Below are 22,402 nucleotides of genomic sequence, written 5' to 3' on the forward strand. Positions count from 1 at the left end.
AGGACACACCAATGAAAAAATTCGTTTCAACAGCATCAGCCTTTTATCTTTTACTTTGCCAAAATGTCTACGCTGGACTGCCAACAGCAGCGCCACCATCAAATAACCCAGACAGTAACAACTGGTTGGAAATCATTAAAGGCTATCTGAAAGATGGAACACTAATCGTTGGATTAGGGATATCGGTTTGTGGCTTTTTATGGCTTTCTTGGATAGCACTGGCAGACATTAACCAAGCACGTTCCGGTAGAAAAGAATGGGGTGAGGTTGGTGTAACCGTAATCGGCGGCGCAGCGGTATTCCTGTTTGTTTCTTACATGCTTGCCCAAGCAGCTGGCGTTATTCAATGAATGACTCAGCAGAAATTCTTGCTGACCGGCTCAATAACGAGCCACCGATTTTCCGTGGCCTCTCAAACTCAGAGCTGGGCATGGTTTTAAAGGTCGGGGCGCTTTTCTGGGTTCCTGTCTGCTTAACAATAGCAACCATTCTGGGCAAAACCATGATGGGCATGGGTGCTGCAATGCTCATGCTCTTATTGACTATCTTGGTCAGCGGCTCTTTGTTTCAACGAATAAAACGAGGCCGGCCTGACTACTACTATCAACATTACCTAATGCTACGTGATGTCTTCCTGCGCGTGAAAACGAACACGAAGAACAATCGCATCATTCGATATTCAGGTACCTGGGGAGTCGGACGTACAGATGGGGAGTAAATATAGAGGCGAGATAGATAATCAGAAGTCACACATCATTACGCTACGTGTGGTCATCGGTGTTCTGATTCTGTTTTGCGTTTTGTTTTGGATGTCAGCGAATAAGGCGCGTGAAGTGCAAAGGGTATATCTGCCACCCGATCTGCGCTCTGGTTCAACGGTCACACTAAATCAAGTGCCCGCGACCACTGCTTATAGCTTCGCTGTCAGTATCTTTCAATACCTCAATACGTGGCTTGATGATGGCTCAGTCGATTATCCAGCCCGTGTAAATGAGCTGGCTGCGTATATAACTCCCAGTTTCGCTCAGTGGTTGAAGGAGGACATTCTGCGCCGCAGTGGCCGTGGGGAATTAGACAGAAGAACGAGAACAGTCACTTTAATTAATGACATGGCCTACGACGACGAAAGGGTAGAGATCATTAATGAAAACAACTTCGTTGTCTGGCTCGACCTCAGAATCAAAGAAACGCATCGCGGTGTTGACATCAAGACAGTCGATATTCGCTACCCGATCAACGTGGTTAGAAGCGATATCAGTCTCGAATTTAATCCCTGGGGCCTAATGCTCAACGGTTTTCATGGCAATCCAACACGAATTACGACTACGGTAAATGAATAATGAAGCGGCTAATATCAATCTTCACGGTTCTGTTTGCACTTGCCTTTATCCCTTCTAAGGCTATTGCTGATGAAAAAGTGGTTTGGGATAAAACGCCTATTAAAGTGATTTTAAAGCCCAATACTGAAAAGATGGTGGTATTCCCATCAAAAAGCGTTCGAGCAAAAATCCCTGCAGCCATTGCAAACACGCTCACCACGCTATCAGTTAATGGCGTTATCTACTGGGAGGCGAGTGAAGAATTTACAGATAAACGCATTCTGGTACAGGACGTAGCCACACAAAAAACCATAGTGATTCATCTGTCTTCAAGTGAACAGCAAGGTACAGATGAGCAAGTCACCGTACTTTTTCCGGAAACACAATCCAGCTCTGCACCTTCAACCGGTGCAAGCCAGGGTAGGCAAGAACCTACCCGACATGGATACGAAACGCTGACACGCGTAGCCGCACAGCATCTCTATGCGCCGGAACGACTCATACATGTGCCAGAAGGTATGCACAGAATTAATGTGGCACAACAAGCTGACACCCACCTGATACGTGGCCACATCATAGAAATGACGCCAGTTATTTCTTTCTCAAATGCTGGCCTTTATATCACTGCCGTAAAACTGGTTAACAAACAGAAAGAAAAAGTAATCCTTGATCCACGCGATATTCGGGGCAAATGGTTAGCGGCCACCTTTCAACATGCAACATTAGGTGTTTCAGGTGAGATAACAGACACAACCGCTGTTTATCTTATTTCTGATAGACCTTTCTGGGATTCTTTCTAGTGGCTGAAAAAAAGACAAACAAACTGATACCGATCATTGCGATTGGTCTTGTGGTGCTAGTGGTTGCTGTGGTTGCCAATAATTCCGATAAAGAAGCTGCCACTGAGATGCAAGAAAGAATTAGTGGCCAACTGGTTCCAGATGGTGACACGACTGAAGATACGCTTCGTACCCTGACATCCCTGGTTCAGGAAATGCGTGAAGAAAACGACAGGCTGATGGCTGAACAAGCACAGATTAAAGAGGAGCTTGCAAAACGTCCCACAGAGAACACGAATACTAACTCTACTCTTGATGTCTTGATGGAACGTGTAGATTTATTAACCCAACGTCAGAACGAAACACCGCCACCAGAGCTAGACTTTGACACAGATTTTGAAATCCCTGACATCCAGCCACCAGCTGACGTATGGGTAGAACCTGTTGATAGTGCTATACCGGATGAAGGCGGGATGCTTGATACCTCCTTCTCTCCTTCAGACTCAGCCGCCTCTGCCACAGACATACTTGGTGATACCAGCGCACTGGACAACAGCGTTGGCCAAACCATTACGGGCGGTTCAAATCAGCAAATCATTATTGAACCTGTTTACACCGTTCCACGTAACTCGACATTTATCGGCTCAACAGCAATGACCGCTTTGATGGGCCGGGTACCTATCAATGGAACGGTTGAAGATCCATATCCTGTCAAAGTCATTGTTGGACGTGAAAACCTGACAGCAAATGGTATGGAACTGCCTGAAGTCAATCATATGATCTTCTCTGGAACTGCTACTGGCGATTGGACGCTTTCATGCGTAAGAGCAGATCTGACATCTGTTACCTATGTATTTGATGATGGAACAATCCAAACGTTGAGCGTTGGTGACCAAGAACTTCAAAACAATAACAGCACTGGCACTATCAATCGTCTTGCATGGATTTCTGATAATCGCGGTATTCCATGCGTTTCAGGACGCAGAATCTCCAATGCTGCCACTTTCCTGGCCAGCTCTATTTTTGCCAAAGGCATTGAAGCCGGGGCGAAAGCCGTAGCTGACGCTGAAACCACACGTATTGTTTCTTCTCAGGGCGACACCACTGAATCCGTGACAGGTGATGCAGTGCGTAATGCGGGATACGAAACATTATCTGGGGGTGGCTCAGCAATTAGTGAATGGCTAGAGAAACGTCAACAACAGACATTCGATGTGATCTACGTCGATACCGGCTCAAATGTCGCTATCCACATCGACGCTGAACTACCAATTAATTACAAACCAAATGGCAGGAAATTAAGACATGCGCGTAACAGTAGCCAAGACAGTCACCGTTACCTTGATTAGTCTGTTGTCAGCTTGTGCATCTCAAACGAAAGATGACTTGCTGCCTCAGACAGGCCCAACAATGGAAGAGGTCTATCGCAATCACGAAAACAATTTATCTGCCGGCACATCAACCGGACAGTCTGCCTTTGCAGGTATTCGAGAAAGACAGGCAGGAAACCATGATGCCGATCTGGAGGGATACACACGGGACGCAAACCATGAAATCCAACAACAGTTTCCGAGATTACCCAATCCAACTCTTGTGATGTTCGTATACCCACATCTCTCAACAGCTTCACGATTGCCAGTTCCCGGCTATTCGACAGCCTTTCCTTTATACGAACGTACTGAATATGCAATGCCTGGTGAAATGTAATGCTAAAGACTTTATTTGCTAAGAGCCAAACACCTACTATCCCACCGCTTACTAAAGAGGCTGTTCGCAAGGATTACAGTGAGCAACCATCGTTTACGAACCTTCTCCCGTGGAGAGAGTATGACAGCGAGAACCAGGTCTTTCTTCTTGAAGATGGAAAGGGGATAGGTGCGCTTTTCGAGATTGAACCTGTAGGTGTCGAAGCAAAAACAGAAGATTACATTCTCGAAATTCAGGACAAGCTTCAAGCGACAATCACTGAAACGATTCCTGAAGACAACATTGCACCATGGACATTACAGTTTTTTGTTCAGGATGAACTAAGCGTTCGCACCCTTACTGACCAGATTAGAGAGTATGCACACCCACGGGCTGTAGGCACACCTTACACAAAGCACTTCCTGAACGTTATGGATGAGCATTTACGCCAAGTAGGCCAGCCAAACGGCTTGTTTCATGATGAAGTGGTTACTGGTGGTCGCTGGCAGGGTAAAAGACGCAAAGTGCGTATGTGCCTTTATCGGTATTTCCCAGAAAACTACAAGTCCGACTACGACAGAGATGTGCGTGAGCTTGGCAGAATTCGCAAACGCCTTATGACTCAGTTTACGGGTATTGGGGTTAAAACCTCTGTTGCTGGTGGTAAAGAACGGGTTCTACCCCGATTCCACGGACGGTTTTAAAACACTCGCAAACATCACATCTCGCTGAGCAACCCTTCTTCTCATTCGAGGATTATGGAATCGCTCAATATAGTCAAATAAATCCGCTTTGGCAGAATCCAAGGTTGGGTAACGCATTCGGTTTGTCCGTTCTCTTTTGAGAACACCAAAAAAGCCTTCACAGGCCGCATTATCGCCACAATGACCGACCGCGCTCATGGAACTCATCAATGTGTTTTTACTAAGCAATCGCTGGTAATCGCCGCTTCTGAATTGGCTGCCTCGATCAGAATGTAAAATCACAGGCTCACTTCCCTGACGCTGCCACACGGCCATTTCGACAGCGCGTAATACCATTTGTCGATCTTGTCGATGATGCATTGACCAGCCAATGACGAGTTTGCTGAACAAATCGAGAACAACGCACAAATACAGCTTGCCTTCACCTGTTTTGAACTCTGTGATGTCGGTGACCCACTTGGTCTCTGGTTCCAGGGCCATGAAGTCCCGCTCCAATAAATTACTTACCCCAGGTGGCGTTAATAAGGGCGGTTTCTTCTGTCCACGCTTCTTCTTTCTCGGCCACCCTTGCAGTCCGGCAACCGACATTAAACGTGCTATCCGGTTTTTGCTGGCTGTTTCACCTTCAATCGTCAGATCTTCATGCATGCGCGGTGCACCCAAAATACCGCCACTATCTGCGTGAAGTTCACGAATGCGCTTCAGCAATCGATTGTTATCAATCTTTCGTTCGCTCGGTAAACGTGATTCCCAGCCGTAATAACCACTAGCGGAAACTTCCAGACAACGACACATTAAGCGCACGGGAAACTCGACGCGACAACGTTGGATCGCCTGATATTTCAGGACGACTCCCTGGCAAAGAACGTCGCCGCTTCGCGTAAAAAATCCCGCTCCTTCTTCACCCGCGCCAGTTCACGTTTCAGGCGGGCGACTTCTTCATCGCGAGGGCTACCCGTGCCAGTAAAGGCCTGTGGGCCATTCTGATCTGCTTCACGTCGCCACCTTGTTAGCAGATTTGGGGCAAGGCCCAGTTCTTGAGCAATCTGAGCACAGCTAACACCGGGCTGCCGGGTTTGTTCAACAGCACCATGTTTGAACTCGGGACTGTATTTTCTTCTCTTTGACATAAACACTCCTTTTGCCCATTATCAGGCTTCTTTGAAGTGTCCGCAAAATCAGGGTAGAACCCAACTGAGCATATTTTTCATAGCCCAGATGTTCTTCAAGTTCGGCATTCAACGCTGCTTCAACCGTTATTTTGGTTAACATCTGGCTAAAGTCAGCTAGGTCTTTTTCGGTTTTGATGCCCTTCGCTGCCTCTTTGGCAAAGGCTTCCAGTTCTTTCTTATTCATCTGCTTATCTCCTTTCGGTCAATGATAAGCAGTTACACAGAATTTTTTACAGTCCCAGACAAGCAAACTTTATCGTTCTGGATGATTGGCTCAACGAAACTCAAGACCTGCTCAAACTCAATCTACTTCTAGACAAACTTTCCAATAATCTTACAGCAGCTCAACTCAGACTATTAGAATGTTGGAAAAATAGAAATTCACAGCGCGACCTAAAGTATATGTGACACCGATAATAAACTTAATTTATCCTATTCGCTTTAACGCTTTCTTATAAACTAAGTTTTTATTCCGCTTACCAACAGTAATTACATCGATGGTGATGGTTTCATCAACAACCGTATAGACCAGTCGATAACCATCATCTCTAAGCTTTATCTTGTATGAATCTTTCATTCCAGTAAGCTTCGCCGACGGTACCCGAGGTGTTTCACGCCGATCTTTCAACTTTTTTGCGAGCTTCTTTCTGATCCCCGCATCAAGCTTGTCCCATTCCTTCTTGGCATCTTCAGTAAATCTTAAACTATAGGTCATCCCAATCCACTTCTATACGAGGCTGGTGCTCCCTCGCACGCACAAGGGCAGCAAGTTCTGCATCTTCCAGCCGCTCCATCATCGCCTCATACGCTTCCGCGGGAACCGCATAAAACACCGCTTTGTTCCTGTTTAAAACAGCAACAGTTTCCCCATCTGATTCGTCGACAACAACCATCGGATTACGCTTAAGCTCTGTAATACCAATAGTCACTGAAGACAAGACGGCACTTACCTTTCTCATCTCCGCTACTCCTCTTCCTGACTACGCTTATCACACCAGCCTAGTCAGCCCATCATGGTTTTTTGCTCCTTAACTGATCAGGCTTCCTTGACCAAACCAGCTACCCTCTATTAGCTCAATATAGCACACTTAAATGACCATATAAAGATGCTTTATGTGTTAGTAACATTCATAACCACTACCCCTATAAAAGAACATTTTATGCCGTACACAGGGTGGGGCTTTTTTAGTTATGTTTAGATTAACTCCGCGTCAAATTCACCTACATACCGATAAACTATACCCAGCATCTTTTGCTCCACTGGATCAACCACACCTTCATCCACCAGCACATGAAACACTTCTTTCCATTCTTCCAGTTCATCTGGCTTAGCCCAAACCATCACACCAAAAAAAGTGAATGTCTCTGTAAGACACTCATTATTTATATGTTCTATTAACGTTTTTCTCGACATAGTTAAATCCCTGTAACGCCTGATTCCAAGGCATAGATAAAGCCATTTTCCTTGCGAGACATCCAAGACCGCTTTATCTGCAATGAACGAACGCTCACCGATAGCGAAGTGAATACAGCTGCTGCTGCGTTTAGTGATTTTTGGCTTCCCTGGCACCTTCATAACAACACTGGCTTTGGGATGCTCATCGGCAGGGGAGAAGGTAATCACTCGCTTGATAATGGTAATCGGCACATTCTTCTTAACTGGTTTACTGTCTTTTCCTGGCTCACCTGCAGCTGCAATTTCAATACACTTCTGCATAGCATCAATGAGGTTGTCACGTGCTATATGGGCAGTGAACGTTCCATCGCCATTATCGACACCTGGGGCGTAACCACCACCGTATTGGGTGGAGTCGTGTATCGAGATAGATGGATTGCTGATCAACACATATTTACCTGTGTCCAAGGGGGACGTGCTGGCAGGTGTAAAGCTAAATTGTTCTTCAAGTTCTTTCATTAATTCTCCACTAACTCACTATGGCTGAATACCAGATTTAAGGTTATCCCAGCTTTGTGATCACGCAAGTATGAACAGGAGGCCAAGAGATGCTGTAAAAAGCGGATTATGTTATTATTAAGTCATTGATTCTGCGTACTTGATTACTCAAGTACCTGAAGTGCCACAGCTGCTTTAACGCTGTGCTCAACGGATACTGACCACGGTTGGTATCTTACATAATGTTGCTGCTTCTATGGACGCAGTTAACCTCAACCCTGAAGGGAGAATTCCCTTCAGGGGGCATTCTCCCTTTTTTATTTTCGGAGAATGTCTATGAGGAAAGACGCAGGTGAAGCTTCCATTAAGGTAGGCACCAATGTCATTACTGCAGGTTTCATCGGGTTAGCATTTGCTAATAGTGGTGAATCACTGGCTAGCGCTTTCATTGCTATATTGTTGGGAGGCGTTTTGATTTACTATGGTATTAAGTTTAGAGACGGAGGAAATGAATGATGACTATTTTAGAATACATAAAGCCGGAATTAGTAATAGGTGCTGTTCTAATTTTAGCGTTTTTCATTTGCCTTGGTAACTATGCAACCAGAGTAGATGAGAAGCGTAAGCACAAAGACAAACATAGTGACAGAACCGCATAAGAGCTAATTCCTACTGGGATTTAGTAAAGCCTCTACCTTCTTCGGGTAGGGGCTTTTTTATTAGCAAGTAATAGCTCCAGCTATCATAAAATGCTGTACTCAAGGCATATCAAGGCTTTTAAGGCTTTTAAGGAATATCTTGGATTAAAGGATTTAGAATGAGAGAAAGCAACCCTGAAATCATTTATCGATATCAAGCATTCAATGCCCTTTCCCTTAATGCCTTATGCCATGACCAGCTATATTTTTCCGATCCTACAAATTTTAATGACCCACTGGACTGTAATCCAGCTGTAGAGCGAGACTCAGATAGAGAAACATTAAGACAAATACTAAGCTCAGGGTTCTACCCCGATTTTGCGGACACTTCAAAGAAGCCTGATAATGGGCAAAAGGAGTGTTTATGTCGAAGAGAAGAAAGTACAGTACTGAGTTCAAACATGGTGCTGTTGAACAAACCCGGCAGCCCGGTGTTAGCTGTGCCCATATTGCTCAAGAACTGGGGCTTGCTCCAAATCTGCTAACGAGATGGCGACGTGAAGCAGATCAGAATGGCCAGCAGGCCTTTAATGGTACGGGTAGTCCCAGAGATGAAGAAGTTGCCCGTCTTAAACGTGAACTGGCGCGAGTGAAGAAGGAACGGGATTTTTTACGCGAAGCGGCGACGTTCTTTGCCAGGGAGTCGTCCTGAAGTATCAGGCGATCCAACGGTGTCGCGTCGAGTTTCCCGTACGCTTAATGTGTCGTTGTCTGGAGGTTTCCGCTAGCGGTTATTACGACTGGGAAGCACGTTTACCGAGTGACCGACAGAATGATAACAATCGATTGCTGACGCGCATTCGTGAACTTCATACAGATAGTGGCGGTATTTTGGGTGCACCGCGAATGCATGAAGATCTGACAATTGAAGGTGAAACAGCCAGCAAAAATCGGGTTGCACGTTTAATGACGGTTGCCGGACTTCAGGAATGGCCGAGAAAAAAGAAACGGGGACAGAAGAAACCGCCCTTATTAACACCGCCTGGTGTTAATAATTTGTTGGAGCGAGACTTCATGGCTCTGGAACCAGAGACTAAGTGGGTCACCGACATCACTGAAATCAAAACAGGCGAAGGCAAGCTGTATTTGTGTGTTGTACTCGATCTGTTCAGCAAGCTGGTGATTGGCTGGTCAATGCATCACCGGCAAGATCGACAGATGGTATTACGCGCCGTTGAAATGGCTGTTTGGCAAAGCCAGGGAAGTGGGCCTGTTATTTTACATTCTGATAGAGGCAGTCTATTCAGAAGCGGCGATTACCAGCGATTGCTTAGTAAAAATACATTGATGAGTTCGATGAGTGCGGTCGGTCATTGTGGCGATAATGCGGCCTGTGAAGGCTTTTTTGGTGTTCTCAAAAGAGAACGGACAAACCGAATGCGTTACCCAACCTTGGATTCTGCCAAAGCGGATTTATTTGACTATATTGAGCGTTTCCATAATCCTCGGATGAGACGAAGAGTTGCTAAGTACGATATGAAGTTATCAACCGTTTTTAAACCGTCCGTGGAAACGGGGTAAAACCCCAATGATGTAGATAAATTTAAGAAAACATACGAAAAGATGAGACGAAAATCTTTGATCGCATGGGAAAATCAGCAGAGCTAGCCTATGCCAACCTTGTAACCTATATTGACACAGCTGAACTATTACAACAATCCGACTATGTGAAAGAAGAATATGTTTTGTGCAGAGGAGGAGAGGCCTATATTGGCCCACCCATTTATTGTGATTTAACGACAAATGACCGAACTACATATTTTGGCGTTAATGCAGATCCACTCGATGTAAAAAGGCTCTCTTTGGAAGAAGCTGAGTTCTTTTGAAATTATCTTAAATATGATGTTGGTAATTTAGATATTGAGATAATCGCTCTTAATAATGCTATTGATAACTCACATAAAATCAATCTTGGACTGCGTAAGAAACTAGTGCTCTACCTACAGAGCAAAGGAAAGATATGATTATTTCCGGCGCTGACCATAGACAGCAATTGAGAAATAGAGAATCATTTCTATTGATATCGCAAAATTTAAAAGTCTGTTATGTACTTTTTATTGTCAAGGCTATTCTAGCTTAGCTTATCCAGCATTTTTCTATGTTTTAAATCTGACGAAATAAATCCATCTTTGTGGGTGCCCTCGGTGGGTTCGTCTCGTATTGCCCGTTAATTTTCCATCGTACTGACTACGATAAATTAATTTACACTTGTTTAATCATAATACCGATTGACGGTCGGTTTTATATGTGAGATAGTTTTAGTGTATATATTGGGTGAGTAAGATATTAACGTGACTCTAGGTGAACTTGAAAAAGCGGTACTTCAGTTTTTCTGGAAGTATGGTGAGGCTGATGCTAAGCAGGTCCATGCTTATTTCGAGCCTAAGCGAGGTGGGACGCTTAACACCATCCAAAGCACTTTAGACAGGCTTTATAAAAAAGGGCTACTAAAGCGCCATAAAAGTGGCTATGCGTATCTATATCAAGCCACAAAAACGAAAGATGACTTCATAGGTGAACTGTTTGTTGACTTAACGAAGGACTTCTTTGCAAGCCCTGAAAACGCTCTTCATGCAGCTTTCTCATCCTTATCATCTAGTCTATCTGATAAAGAAATCACTGAGTTGGAAGCGCTCATTGATAGACATCGAACTGCTTCAGATTCAGAGTAATGGATTTGTTTTTTGACCAAGCAGCACTCTTGCTCAACACGCTCTCTCTTGGGTCAGTCGCCTTCTTTGTAGGTATTGGAGTCTCTAGCTTAATAGTGTTGCCAAAAAGATACTGGTATTCTCTTACTCCAGCACGCAAAACACAATTTATGTGGCTTACAGTGAGCATGCCGTGGGCCTTAGCTATAGCTTCACCTATTTTTGTTGGGTTGTCACTCGATACCACTTTTCCTTCGTTAGCTAATTTAATGCACTGGCATCACCCTGATGTTTTTGTTTTGAATAGTTGGCATATCTATCCGACTATACTTTTACTTATAGTATTCAGTTTCACTTTAGTCAAAAGCGGTGTATTGGTTGCAAGACATGTAAGAAATTTCAGTGCAATCAGTTCATTTCCTGATAGTGAAGGAATCCTGGATGTTAAAGAACCAAATGCATTCTCTGCAGGCTTGCTGAAACCCAAAACATTTATAACGAAAGGGCTCGCAAATGAGCTCGAAACTTCTGAATTAAAAATTGTTCAGTTACACGAACTCAGTCATGTAATAAACAAAGATTCTTTGCATAAGCTCATTTTTGGTTTTATGTCCTCTTTTTTCACTGGAGGCGTAAGGAAGACAATTCAGCATGAGATGGCATTATCAATGGAGCTTAAAGCTGATAATTTTGTTGTCTCAAATGGAATTTCAAAACTTGATGTTGCCGCGACCTTATTGAAAGTGACGAAAATCATTAATGCATATGAAAAAAGCTCTGATGAAAGAAGTCTTCAATGCGGTTTCAGTAGCAATGATGTCAAGGTTCGTATCGAAAGTCTATTGACTCAGCATCCAGCTCGCTCGATCACTAATTATTCGCTTTATGGCTCCTTATTTGTAATCAGCTTATTTTGTCTTCTTAGCCTAGACACCTTTCATCACGTCGTTGAGACGTTTTTTAATCATTAGGAGTCACGTTTGTGGAAAATCAAAGAAAAGTGTTGCCCATAAAACCGATTGGCAGTCGGTTTTATGGTGTTGTTACTCATGGCTCTCCAAGGCCCAGATTTTTCTCCAACAAACCGATTGCCGGTCGGTTTTTATTCAGAAAGCTGTTGATAGGCATGGTCTTTGTCACGGCAATAATTGTATGGCTACCTGTCTATGCCAGTGAGGATAACGAGGTTTTAAATTCAATTTCACTGAGAGAGGCTGTAAACAAAACACTGCTTCTACATCCAGGCTTACCAGGCTACAGCCAACTCATAAATAGTGCCGATGGATACATCCAACAAGCAGGTGTCGGTCAGCGGCCAGAGCTAAGCTTCATGCTTGAAGATGCCCTGGGAACAGGTACCTACAGCAACATAAGAAGTACACAATCAACGCTTAGCCTGAATTGGCTACTTGAAAGTGAGTTGCTGGAAAAGCGAACCATTATTGCTGAGAGAGAAAAGTCTAGTTTAGTTGTGCAGCAAGAAATCAAGCGCTTAGACATTGCTTCCGAAACAGCAAGATACTACCTGTCCGCCCTATTCTTTCAAAAGAAAAAAGGGCTAGTAAATGAGGCCGTAGCAGAGCTTGAGCGAGTAGAAAAAGAAGTTAGTCGGCGTGTAAGAGCTGGCGCTGCGCCAGATGCAGACAGATATCAAGCCATCGCTAATTTAGAAGAAAAAAAGCTTTCCCTTCACAATAGTAGTTATGAAATTGATGTAGCTGTTAAGAGTCTAGCTTCTCAGTGGGGGAGTTCGAGCCAACATTTTCTGAAGTTCAAGGAGAGTTGGATTTACCCACTGAACAAATTAACTTTGAACGACTAAGAGAGTATTTAACCAATCACCCAAATATCGAACTTTTATTAAGTGACGAAAGAGTTGCTAGATCAAAAGCCGAACTTGCCAAATCTGAAGCCAAAACTCAATGGCGTTTCAATGCAGGAATTCGTCGATATGAAGCAGCCAATGATTATGGATTGGTTGCTGGATTTACCATTCCCCTAGGCAGTCCCGATCGTAATATGGCAAAGGTACGAGCGCTTGGTGCTGAACAAGCAGCTTACCGAGCCGATGCTGTAGCCACCCGTATTAGGATGGAAACTGAGCTTGCAAATTACGTTCGTTCGTACGAACGGTATCAAAACTCTGTCACATCACTACAAGAAAAAGTTATCCCTAGCCTCAAACTTGCAGCTGATGAAGCAGAAAATGCCTACAAGTTAGGAAAATACAGCTTTGTTCAATGGAGCTCGGCTCAACAGGATCTAATCAAGGCTCAAGAGACATTACTAAACCTGCAATTCCAGGCTCACCTCAATCGTGTCGAAATTGAGCGTCTGGCTGGTGTCGCACTGTAACTCAAAGGAAATCATGAATGAAAAATATACGTAATAGAGGCCTGATCTTGGTCATACATTTGGCATTATTTTCAATGACATCGTTGCCCGTCTACGCAGTGAAGAATAACGAGAGTGGCTACGAAGAGGTAGAAAAGGGGCCAAATAACGGAAGAATGCTAAGGCAAGAAGATTTTGCGATTGAGTTAGCCATTTACGAAGATGGCGTGCCACCCGAATTCAGGGTATGGGCAACAGAAGCTGGTCAGCCGATAAGTCCTGACGAGATTAAGGTACGTGTAGTTCTGGATCGGCTGGGAGATGTTCAAGACGACATCGGGTTTTATAAGCAAGAAGACTACTTGAGAGGTGATATGGCCATCTATGAGCCTCACTCTTTTGCCGTGAAACTCCATGCCGAATATCAAGGCAAAGACTACACCTGGACTTATGACAACTTCGAAGGTCGAGTCATTATCAATGATGACATCGCTAAGGCAAGTGGAATTAAAACGGAGAAAGCCGGCCCAGCCAACATACGCAAAACCATTTTAGCCTATGGCCAATTGATTTCTCCGATAGAGAATACCAGAACAATATCTGCTCGCTTTGATGGGATTGTGAGAAAAGTGCATGTGAATCTGGGTGATGAAGTTAAAAAAGGCACGCCGCTTTTGACGATAGAGAGTGATAAAAGTCTAAATTCATACAATATATATTCACCAATTGGTGGTGTTGTAACCGATAGAAACATTAATACCGGCGAGCACACCAAGGGCAATTCATTACTGCGAATTGTAGATAAAAAGTCTTTGGCAGCTGAACTATTCGTCTTTCCTGAAAATCGCTCAAAGATTCAAATAGGTAACCCCGTCTCACTAATGGTTGAAGGGGTAGCTTCTCCTATCGAGGGTGAAATCAACTACATAAGCCCGGAAATGGATGGTGTAGATGGTGTGGCGATACGCGTATCTATCAAGAATTCATCAGGAAATTTAAGCCCGGGTGCGATGGTGAAAGGAACAGTTACCACCAACATCCATGAAGTCCCTCTTTCGGTAAAGCGTGATGGAATTCAGGCATTTCGAGATTTTCAGGTGGTGTACGCAAAAGTCGGCACTACCTATGAAGTCCGAATGCTTGAGCTAGGCGAGCAAGCTGGTGATTGGGCTGAAGTTAAAGGTGGACTTCAGCCCGGAACAGAATATGTCACCAGCAACAGCTATGTCATCAAAGCCGACATAGATAAGTCTGGCGCGTCACACGATCATTAAGAGGCAACTATGTTAGATACAATATTGAGAGCGTCTCTGAATGGTCGCTCTGTCATCATGGCATTGGTGCTGTTCATCAGCATCCTGGGAATCTGGAATTTCAACCGGTTACCTATAGATGCAGTGCCAGATATTACTAATGTTCAGGTAGTTATTAACACAGAAGCTCCGGGTTATACACCTTTAGAGGTTGAGCAGCGTGTTACGTTTCCTATTGAGACCGCTATGGCAGGATTACCTAATCTTGAATATACGCGTTCAGTGTCTCGTTATGGACTTTCTCAGGTAACAATTATATTTAGTGATGACACTGATATTTACTTCGCCAGACAACTGGTCAATGAGCGACTCACCAATGTTAGAACCAAGCTTCAGGCCTCATTGAACCCCGAGCTCGGACCGATGGCTACTGGTCTGGGTGAAATATTTATGTTCACAGTTGACGCGCTACCCGGTGCAACAAAAGACGATGGAACTGCAATCACGCCTACAGACTTGCGTACGGCTCACGATTGGATAATTAGACCACAGCTCCTGCGCGTACCCGGTGTAGTCGAAGTGAACCCAATAGGTGGTTTTAAACGTGAAGTATTAATAGCAATGAAGCCGGAAAAACTGCTTTTTCATCAAGTTTCACAGCAGGAGCTTATTGACGCTATTTCTGACAGAAATCAAAACCGAGGTGTAGGTTTTGTTGAGAAAAAAGGTGCACAACTTTTATTACGTGTTCCTGGACAGGCAAATAATCTAGAAGAAATTGGCAATATCTTAGTGAAGCCTTCTGAGAAATTGCCTGTTCGTGTCAAAGACCTCGCGAATGTAGAAGAAGGTAAAGAGCTTCGGTCAGGTGCGGCTACGCAAAACGGTCGTGAGGTAGTAATGAGCACGGTCTTTATGCTGGTTGGAGAAAATAGCCGAACGGTTGCTAAAGGTGTTGCAGAAAAATTAGAGGTTATCAACGCTAGTTTGCCAGAGGGGATAGTAGCAAAGGCCGTTTATGATCGCACTAAGCTCGTTGATAAAACACTTAAGACAGTTCAAACCAACCTTTTGGAAGGGGCTTTGCTTGTTATCGTTATCTTATTTTTCTTACTTGGGAATTTTCGGGCTGCGTTATTAACTGCGGCGGTAATTCCAATTGCGATGCTAATGACTATCTCTGGTATGGTACAGACTCGAGTCAGTGCGAACTTGATGAGCTTAGGCGCGCTTGATTTTGGTCTTCTTGTCGATGGTGCCATTATCATCGTTGAAAACTGTCTACGTCGTTTGGGTATAGAAGCTAAGCAAGGTAAAACGCTCTCATTATCTGAACGGTTGGACGTGGTCTATAACGCTACGCGTGAAGTTATCAGGCCGGCAATGTTTGGTGTCTTTATCATCACTGCTGTTTACCTCCCCATTTTCTCTCTCACGGGGGTGGAAGGTAAGATGTTTCACCCTATGGCAATAACTGTTGTCATCGCTTTAGTTTCATCAATGATTTTATCAATTACATTCGTGCCTGCGGCAATTGCTTTTCTTTTCAAAAAGCCCCTGGCTGAGAAAGAAAGCAAAACTTTCAATGCTTTGCATAATGGTTATCAGTGGTTACTCATTAAGGCAATAAAAGTCAGGTGGCTAGTGATCCTACTTGCTGGAGCACTTGTCGCTTTATCAGGGTGGTATGCAACAAAGCTGGGGAGTGAATTTGTTCCCAATCTTGATGAAGGTGACATTGCGATGCATGCACTTCGCATTCCTGGCACCTCGCTGTCACAGTCAATTGAGTTCCAGCAAATTTTGGAGAGTAGGATTAAGGAATTGCCTGAAGTTCAAAGAGTCTTCGCAAAAATTGGTACTGCTGATGTAGCGACAGACGCTGTTCCACCAAGTGTTGCGGATAACTTCATCATTCTTAAGCCACGTTCTGAGTGGCCTAACCCAGATAAATTAAAGAGTGAAGTTGTTGCTGATTTAGAGACGTTAGTCAGTGATATTCCTGGCAATCGATATGAGTTTCTTCAGCCAATTCAAATGAGATTCAATGAACTTTTATCGGGTGTCCGAGCTGAGTTAGCGATCAAAGTATTTGGTGATGACTTGGACTTGCTGGCTGAAGTTGGCCGTAACATAGAAGAAGCTATTTCTGACGTCGAAGATATTGTTGATGTTCAAGTAGAACAAACGAAAGGCCTGCCATTTCTGGCTATCGAACCTAAATTTGATGTTATGTCACGTTATGGAGTCAGTCTGGACATGCTTCAAGATCAACTTGCCATTGCAATTGGTGGGCAAGTTTCAGGACTCTTTTACGAAGGGGACCGTAGCTTTGATATTACAGTTAGGCTTCCTGAGGAGCGCCGAACGGATCTTGATAGCCTAGGTTCTCTACCAATTCAGGTCACAAATCAACGATATGTCCCTCTAATGGAGCTTGTCGAGTTCAGCTACATCGATGGTTTGAATCAGGTTAATCGTGAGAATGGCAAACGACGAGTTGTTGTCACGGCTAACGTTCGAGGGCGTGACCTAGGATCTTTTGTAGAAGATGTTAAGAGAACTGTCAGTCAACGAGTTGATATTCCGGCTGGTTATTGGGTGGAGTATGGCGGCACTTATCAAAGCCTACAATCAGCCTCCAAACGGTTGATGGTAGTTGTGCCTGCAACCCTATTCATGATTATCGGATTATTGCTGCTGGCACTTCGTTCTTTTAAAGATGCCATGGTGATTTTCACTGGTGTCCCACTTGCTCTAACTGGAGGCGTGATGGCACTAGTGTTAAGGGATATTCCATTTTCTATTTCCGCTGCAGTTGGCTTCATCGCCCTATCAGGCATAGCCATTCTGAATGGCCTGGTGATGTTGTCGTTCATCCGAGAACTGCTGAAAGAGGGACTTGAAGTGACAGATGCGATTGTGAAAGGAGCAATGACTCGTTTACGACCAGTCATTACTACTGCATTTGTCGCCTCTCTGGGCTTTGTACCTATGGCACTCAATACAGGTATTGGTTCAGAGGTTCAAAGACCATTAGCAACTGTAGTTATTGGAGGCGTTATTTCATCCACGTTGTTAACGTTGTTTGTACTTCCGGCTCTGTACCGGATAGTACAAAGAACACATAAAAAAACTATATAAACTCAAAGGATTAAGGGGAAAAACAATCATGTTTAAATTGTTGTTAGTGCTAGGTCTAATTTTGATTAGTCCGTTAGCTTTTGGCCACGGTATGTCAGCTGAAGATCAAGTTCGCATGCTCAATGCTAACTTCATGGAATATATAAGCCTAGGGGCGACCCATATGCTTACGGGGTATGACCATCTGCTGTTTTTGTTCGGTGTCATGTTCTTTTTAACCAAGTTCAGCACAATCGTTAAGTTCATCACAGCTTTTACTGTTGGTCATTCAATTACCTTAATATTTGCTACATTAATAGGCATTAAAATTAACTATTTTTTGATTGATGCAATTATCGCTTTAACAGTCTGTTACAAGGCATTTGACAATTTAGACGGCTTTAAGCGTTACCTTAATACAAAGCCACCTAGCTTGCTTTGGATGGTATTTGGTTTTGGTTTAATCCATGGTTTTGGCCTATCTACACGTCTGCAGGAGTTACCTTTAGGTACAGAAGGGTTGGTAGCAAAAATCCTGGCATTCAATGTAGGTGTTGAATTAGGCCAAATCGCTGCACTGGCTGTAATGCTTGTTGTACTGACTATTTGGCGTAAACGTGAGAGTTTCTCAAGGTTTGCTGTTGCATCGAATGTCAGTCTTATGATGGCCGGTTTGGTCTTGCTGATGTTCCAGCTTCATGGCTACACACATACGAAATTCATTGATAACTTTCCGATAAATAAGGATGAGCACCTCCATACTCATCAAGATATGGCTGCAGCTGCAGATAAAAGCGAATCCAGTACTAAAGCAAATACACTCATCAGTAACGCCTTCGCAAATGAGAGTGAACACACTCATGACGGCACTAGTTATCACAGTCATATGGATGATAACGCTGAAAAAGAGGTATCTGCAGCTTCAAATGAGAGCTCGTATGATGAAAGGCTACATAGTCATGATGGAGAAAATTATCACATTGACGGTGAAGAAATCTCAGAACAAAAATCAGATTCTCTCTTAGAGCAAGATACCCATGATGAAAGTGTTCATGATCATGGATTGGGTGATGAACACAGACACTAATACTAGCGCTAATCACAGAGTTCGCCTGCGGTTTAAGAGATAAAAAGTATGAATGATAAATTTATTATCAACTGCGCCTTAAAAATACTAAAAGGGCTCGCTGCGACAGAGAATGAAGTATCAATCGGGAAGTTGCATTCAAGCTGGGCGAAGGTTGATATTCAGAATATAACGATCGTAGGGCGCTCGGAGGACTATGCTGTTGTCGAGGCAACAAATTCAGCTTTGCCTGACACTACATACCTGATGGTCTCGAACAAAGGTGAGCTTTATGAAATTAATGATAGTGGTAATTTTTAAAGTATAAGAGGTTATATGAAATGGAAGCACTAATTAAAGTTTTTCTGGCAGCCGGTATTATTTCAGTCACATCATGCCTGTCAGGAAAGAAGCCGGAGTTAGCTGGTTTTATTATTGCTCTACCCATGGTCTCTATTTTGCCATTACTTTTTCATATGTTGAGCACAGGGAGGCTGAGACGTCAATCACTCTAGCAAAGAGTGTGATACTCGGTGCTCCTGTATCTTACCTGTTTTTTTACCTTTCTTTTTAGCAGAAAAATTAGGATGGGGGTTTTGGGAGCCATACATTTGTGGATTAGTTCTGAGCATAATGGGTTATTTCTTACATGGCACTCTCATGAAGTTTATTGGTTAATGAAATATCACCCCCCAACCAGCTGAATCAGCACGTGTTTGTCAGGAGGATTTTTATTTCGGTTCTACCCCGTTTTTAAACCGTCCATGAAAACGGGGTAGAACCCGAATTACACACTGCAATGTCTTGGGGACGCATTTGTGCTTAAACACTGACCACTATGAACAATTAAAGCTATTCCAATATTCAAAAAATTAAGGTGAACCATGTTTAATGTATTGAGGCATCGCACATATCGGCACCTGTTTTTCGCACAGGTTGTTGCCTTGTTGGGAACCGGCTTGGCAACTGTTGCTCTCACTCTTATGGCGTTTGATCTGGCCGGTAATGATGCCGGCCAGGTGCTGGGCACGGCAATGGCCATCAAGATGATCGCTTATGTATTGATCGCACCGCTTGCTTCGGCGTTAGCGGAAAGCGTCCCACGCCGGGCGATGCTGGTGTCGTTGGATATTGTTCGTGCTTTAACAGCGCTTGCATTGCCTTTTGTTACCGAAGTCTGGGAGGTGTATGTGCTGATCGCAGTACTTCAATCTGCTTCTGCAGCATTTACCCCAACCTTTCAGTCGATTATCCCGGATACGCTTCCGGATGAAGATGATTACACCAAGGCTCTATCGCTTTCCCGCCTTGCTTATGATTTGGAAAACCTCATTAGCCCGGCTCTGGCAGCAATTTTCTTGCTGGTTACAAGTTGGCATGGACTTTTTTCAGGCACAGTTATTGGTTTCATTGGCTCAGCATTGCTGGTGGTCTCTGTGGTTATTCCATCAGGTGTCAAACCCGAGAAGCATCGCAGCGTTTATGAGCGTGCCCGGCGCGGATTTAAAATCTTTGCTGCAACGCCCCGGTTAAAGGGACTAATGGCGTTAAACTTTGTTGTCAGCTTGGCCGGTGCCATGGTGATCGTTAACACTGTGGTACTGGTGAAGGGCCAGTTCGGCCTGACAGATCAGCATACGGCAATGGCCTTTGCGGCATTTGGTGGTGGTTCGATGTTGGCGGCGTTGACTTTACCTGCTTTGCTCAAGCGATGGCAGGATCGTCGGGTCATGTTAACGGGAGCAGGTATCCTCATTTCAGGAATGCTTTTGGCCATCGCTGTAGACAGCTTGGAATGGCTGATCCCGGTCTGGGCTTTGCTTGGAATTGGCTCTTCGACTGTACAGACCCCCGTCGGCAGATTGTTAATAAAATCATCCATTGGGGTGGACCGACCCGCACTTTTTGCTGCCCAGTTTTCCTTATCCCACGCCGGTTGGCTTGTTGCCTATCCGCTGGCTGGCTGGCTTGGATCTATAGCCGGTTTACAGATAACTTTGGTGGTGCTTGCAGGTCTTGCATTGATTGCGCTCATTTCAGCTATCAGGTTATGGCCATTTAATGAATCTACAGAGTTAATGCATAGACATGATGATCTGGCTGATAACCACCCGCACATCGCAACATCTGGACGTCAGCATATTCATCATTATGTTATCGACAATCTGCATCCTAAATAGCCATGTCAACCCAGTGTCCGTTTTAAAATGGAGCTATTACAGTAAGTTTCTAAAACTTTCATAAGAAGGATATTAGCCGATGATACTTTCTGAAAGAAAATGAGCGGAGAAACCTAGTCAATGTTTCGATTGAAGGATTATCCAGTCGTACCAGTACTCTTTTCCCAGATTTAGTAAAGCGAATGGCGTTGGAAAGTAGGTTAGATATTGCTCTGCGCAATATGGCTTTATCGCCATGAATTGGTCATGCTTGACCAGCTATGGTTAGTGCGACTTTGTGGTCTTCTGCTAGCGCTTCAAAAAAACCAAACAACGCTTTGACTTCATCGGATAAATCCAGCGGTGTTGGTTCAAGTTTGATTAAGCCGTGGTCACTTTTTGCTAACCACAACATATCATTAATCATCTTTGCCAAACGTTCTTGTTCTTCCAAATTTGAGTACAACAATTCACGGTATTCTTCGAGTGTTCTGGACTTGCCTAAGCCAACCTGTGTCTGGGTGATGAGATTAGTCAGAGGTGTTCGTAGCTCATGTGCAATATCAGCTGAAAAATGTGATAGCTGATTAAAGCTATCCTCAAGTCGACCTATCATGTGGTTGAATGAAGACACCAAGTCCTGTAATTCAGATGGGACAAAAGAGGGGGTCAAGGGTACAGCTCGGCACAAAGTTAAGGCAGTGCATGCCGCTTACACCCAGTTAATAGTCGGCACTGAAAAATGCTTTTAGTCTAGCTCGGGTGGGTTTTATCACTGACAAAACAATCCATATCACATTGATATTAATCAGAATGATGAATATTTATTAACTATTTCATTGCGAAAATAGTCAGTTGTTCAGTCGTAGTTCAGTTTCTTTATGATAAAAATGTCTTCAACAATAAAAAGAAATTTGAAATCAACTAGAGAGGTTCTTTCTAATGAACATTATCAAAACAACAACTGCTGTTATCTTAGGTGCTTCAGCACTTTTTTCTGCCGCTGCAATGGCAGAAGTTCATGAGGTACAAGCTGTGGGGCTGGCATTTAAACCTTTAGTTTTGAAAGTCCAGCCAGGTGACCAAGTTTCATGGACAAAAATGACCATTCACAACGTTAATACTGAATTTACATCAAATGATGGTGTGAAACAATATATTCCTGAAGGTGCAGAAGGATTTACGTCAAAAATTGGAGAAAACTTCACCAGTGATCCACTTACTGTTGAGGGGGTTTATTTGTATAAATGCGATCCGCACTGGGGTGCCGGTATGGGTGGCGTAGTTATCGTTGGCGAAGCAACTAACTTACAAAAAATCGTTGACGAAGACCCTAGTGGTGCATTAGGTCGTCTTGTTAGAAAAACGCAAAAAGCTGTTAAATAAAACAATCCTAATTAATATTTACTAAATAATCTCTAGTATTTATTGAAAAATCATTAAATAACAAAAAAATTAACGGCTAAATAATAAAACAAGCCCCTGATGGCTTTTAGTCACCGGGGGTTTTTAACTTTAATTTTGCCAGCCAGCTTTGAACGGCAATGTTCTATAGAGTGTAACC

At 43.7% G+C, this 22,402-nt stretch carries 24 protein-coding genes and 2 pseudogenes; 20 read left to right on the forward strand and 6 right to left on the reverse strand.

Annotated elements, in window-relative coordinates:
• Positions 1 to 11 precede the first annotated feature (11 nt).
• Genes AC08OG_RS15845 through AC08OG_RS15875 form a run of 7 tightly spaced genes read left to right on the forward strand, consistent with a single transcriptional unit; the run spans position 12 to position 4,488 of the window.
• Positions 12 to 350, forward strand: a complete 339-nt coding sequence (locus tag AC08OG_RS15845; protein WP_482930583.1) for a TIGR03745 family integrating conjugative element membrane protein — start codon at positions 12 to 14, stop codon at positions 348 to 350.
• A complete protein-coding gene (locus tag AC08OG_RS15850; RefSeq protein ID WP_226069860.1) occupies positions 347 to 718 on the forward strand; it encodes a TIGR03750 family conjugal transfer protein in 372 nt (123 codons plus the stop codon). Before AC08OG_RS15845 ends, AC08OG_RS15850 begins: the two co-directional genes overlap by 4 nt.
• Complete coding sequence (locus AC08OG_RS15855) at positions 708 to 1,340, forward strand: PFL_4703 family integrating conjugative element protein (RefSeq protein WP_482930584.1); 633 nt, start codon at positions 708 to 710, stop codon at positions 1,338 to 1,340. Before AC08OG_RS15850 ends, AC08OG_RS15855 begins: the two co-directional genes overlap by 11 nt.
• A complete protein-coding gene (locus tag AC08OG_RS15860; protein WP_226069858.1) occupies positions 1,340 to 2,119 on the forward strand; it encodes a TIGR03749 family integrating conjugative element protein in 780 nt (259 codons plus the stop codon). Before AC08OG_RS15855 ends, AC08OG_RS15860 begins: the two co-directional genes overlap by 1 nt.
• On the forward strand, positions 2,119 to 3,447 hold the full coding sequence (locus tag AC08OG_RS15865) for a TIGR03752 family integrating conjugative element protein (RefSeq protein ID WP_482930585.1): 1,329 nt from the start codon (positions 2,119 to 2,121) through the stop codon (positions 3,445 to 3,447). Before AC08OG_RS15860 ends, AC08OG_RS15865 begins: the two co-directional genes overlap by 1 nt.
• A complete protein-coding gene (locus AC08OG_RS15870) occupies positions 3,404 to 3,805 on the forward strand; it encodes a TIGR03751 family conjugal transfer lipoprotein (RefSeq protein WP_226069856.1) in 402 nt (133 codons plus the stop codon). Before AC08OG_RS15865 ends, AC08OG_RS15870 begins: the two co-directional genes overlap by 44 nt.
• Positions 3,805 to 4,488: a TraC family protein gene (locus AC08OG_RS15875; protein WP_482930586.1), complete on the forward strand. Its 684-nt coding sequence runs from the start codon at positions 3,805 to 3,807 to the stop codon at positions 4,486 to 4,488. The genes AC08OG_RS15870 and AC08OG_RS15875 overlap by 1 nt, the downstream gene beginning before the upstream one ends.
• On the opposite strand, the gene AC08OG_RS15880 is transcribed toward AC08OG_RS15875, so the two are convergent.
• From AC08OG_RS15880 to AC08OG_RS15900, 5 genes and pseudogenes are all read right to left on the reverse strand, one after another.
• Positions 4,462 to 5,618, reverse strand: a protein-coding gene (locus AC08OG_RS15880; protein ID WP_300497071.1) for an IS3 family transposase whose coding sequence is annotated in 2 segments (ribosomal slippage) — positions 4,462 to 5,378 and positions 5,378 to 5,618 — 1,158 coding nt in all. Because the reading frame shifts where the segments join, the coding sequence is not laid out codon by codon here. The two genes, AC08OG_RS15875 and AC08OG_RS15880, sit on opposite strands and share 27 nt — an antisense overlap.
• 58 nt (positions 5,619 to 5,676) lie before the next feature.
• Positions 5,677 to 5,844, reverse strand: a pseudogene (locus AC08OG_RS15885) (IS256 family transposase); the annotation flags it as partial.
• Positions 5,845 to 6,087: 243 nt separating this feature from the next.
• Positions 6,088 to 6,375, reverse strand: a complete 288-nt coding sequence (locus AC08OG_RS15890) for a type II toxin-antitoxin system RelE family toxin (RefSeq protein WP_289245416.1) — start codon at positions 6,373 to 6,375, stop codon at positions 6,088 to 6,090.
• Positions 6,365 to 6,619 (reverse strand): type II toxin-antitoxin system Phd/YefM family antitoxin, encoded by a 255-nt coding sequence (locus AC08OG_RS15895; protein ID WP_289245417.1) that lies wholly within the window; start codon positions 6,617 to 6,619, stop codon positions 6,365 to 6,367. Before AC08OG_RS15895 ends, AC08OG_RS15890 begins: the two co-directional genes overlap by 11 nt.
• Positions 6,620 to 6,855: 236 nt before the next feature.
• Complete coding sequence (locus AC08OG_RS15900) at positions 6,856 to 7,575, reverse strand: hypothetical protein (protein ID WP_292411660.1); 720 nt, start codon at positions 7,573 to 7,575, stop codon at positions 6,856 to 6,858.
• A gap of 315 nt (positions 7,576 to 7,890) precedes the next feature.
• On the opposite strand from AC08OG_RS15900, the gene AC08OG_RS15905 reads away from it, so the two are divergent.
• From AC08OG_RS15905 to AC08OG_RS15960, 12 genes are all read left to right on the forward strand, one after another.
• Entirely contained in the window at positions 7,891 to 8,070 is a 180-nt protein-coding gene (locus AC08OG_RS15905) for a hypothetical protein (RefSeq protein ID WP_289245420.1), read from the forward strand.
• Between the two features lie 546 nt (positions 8,071 to 8,616).
• Positions 8,617 to 9,773 (forward strand): IS3 family transposase gene (locus AC08OG_RS15910; RefSeq protein WP_482930587.1). Its coding sequence is split into 2 segments (ribosomal slippage): positions 8,617 to 8,857 and positions 8,857 to 9,773, totalling 1,158 coding nucleotides; the frame shifts between segments, so codons are not numbered across the junction.
• Positions 9,774 to 9,838: 65 nt separating this feature from the next.
• A complete protein-coding gene (locus AC08OG_RS15915; RefSeq protein ID WP_292411657.1) occupies positions 9,839 to 10,078 on the forward strand; it encodes a hypothetical protein in 240 nt (79 codons plus the stop codon).
• Positions 10,079 to 10,543: 465 nt separating this feature from the next.
• Positions 10,544 to 10,924: a BlaI/MecI/CopY family transcriptional regulator gene (locus AC08OG_RS15920; protein ID WP_292411655.1), complete on the forward strand. Its 381-nt coding sequence runs from the start codon at positions 10,544 to 10,546 to the stop codon at positions 10,922 to 10,924.
• The gene (locus AC08OG_RS15925; RefSeq protein WP_292411653.1) at positions 10,924 to 11,874 is read left to right on the forward strand and encodes a M48 family metalloprotease; all 951 of its coding nucleotides are present in this window, start codon (positions 10,924 to 10,926) and stop codon (positions 11,872 to 11,874) included. The genes AC08OG_RS15920 and AC08OG_RS15925 overlap by 1 nt, the downstream gene beginning before the upstream one ends.
• 11 nt (positions 11,875 to 11,885) lie before the next feature.
• A complete protein-coding gene (locus AC08OG_RS15930) occupies positions 11,886 to 12,725 on the forward strand; it encodes a TolC family protein (protein ID WP_482930588.1) in 840 nt (279 codons plus the stop codon).
• On the forward strand, positions 12,686 to 13,258 hold the full coding sequence (locus AC08OG_RS15935) for a TolC family protein (protein ID WP_482930589.1): 573 nt from the start codon (positions 12,686 to 12,688) through the stop codon (positions 13,256 to 13,258). Before AC08OG_RS15930 ends, AC08OG_RS15935 begins: the two co-directional genes overlap by 40 nt.
• Before the next feature lie 17 nt (positions 13,259 to 13,275).
• A complete protein-coding gene (locus tag AC08OG_RS15940; protein WP_292413596.1) occupies positions 13,276 to 14,511 on the forward strand; it encodes an efflux RND transporter periplasmic adaptor subunit in 1,236 nt (411 codons plus the stop codon).
• Positions 14,512 to 14,520: 9 nt separating this feature from the next.
• On the forward strand, positions 14,521 to 17,634 hold the full coding sequence (locus AC08OG_RS15945) for an efflux RND transporter permease subunit (protein WP_292479053.1): 3,114 nt from the start codon (positions 14,521 to 14,523) through the stop codon (positions 17,632 to 17,634).
• 28 nt (positions 17,635 to 17,662) lie between these two features.
• Complete coding sequence (locus AC08OG_RS15950; RefSeq protein ID WP_292479052.1) at positions 17,663 to 18,700, forward strand: HupE/UreJ family protein; 1,038 nt, start codon at positions 17,663 to 17,665, stop codon at positions 18,698 to 18,700.
• Positions 18,701 to 18,748: 48 nt separating this feature from the next.
• Entirely contained in the window at positions 18,749 to 19,000 is a 252-nt protein-coding gene (locus AC08OG_RS15955; RefSeq protein ID WP_292413601.1) for a DUF6488 family protein, read from the forward strand.
• Positions 19,001 to 19,563: 563 nt separating this feature from the next.
• Positions 19,564 to 20,859 carry an MFS transporter gene (locus AC08OG_RS15960; protein WP_292413603.1) on the forward strand — a complete coding sequence of 432 codons (1,296 nt, stop codon included), beginning with the start codon at positions 19,564 to 19,566 and terminating at the stop codon, positions 20,857 to 20,859.
• Between the two features lie 139 nt (positions 20,860 to 20,998).
• Here the strand turns inward: AC08OG_RS15960 and AC08OG_RS15965 are convergent.
• Positions 20,999 to 21,511: pseudogene (locus tag AC08OG_RS15965) on the reverse strand (histidine kinase dimerization/phospho-acceptor domain-containing protein); the annotation flags it as partial.
• 269 nt (positions 21,512 to 21,780) lie between these two features.
• Here AC08OG_RS15965 and AC08OG_RS15970 point away from each other — a divergent pair.
• Positions 21,781 to 22,224: a plastocyanin/azurin family copper-binding protein gene (locus AC08OG_RS15970; protein WP_296593931.1), complete on the forward strand. Its 444-nt coding sequence runs from the start codon at positions 21,781 to 21,783 to the stop codon at positions 22,222 to 22,224.
• The last annotated feature ends 178 nt before the right edge of the window (positions 22,225 to 22,402 follow it).

Source organism: Methylophaga sp. F7, assembly GCF_056863975.1.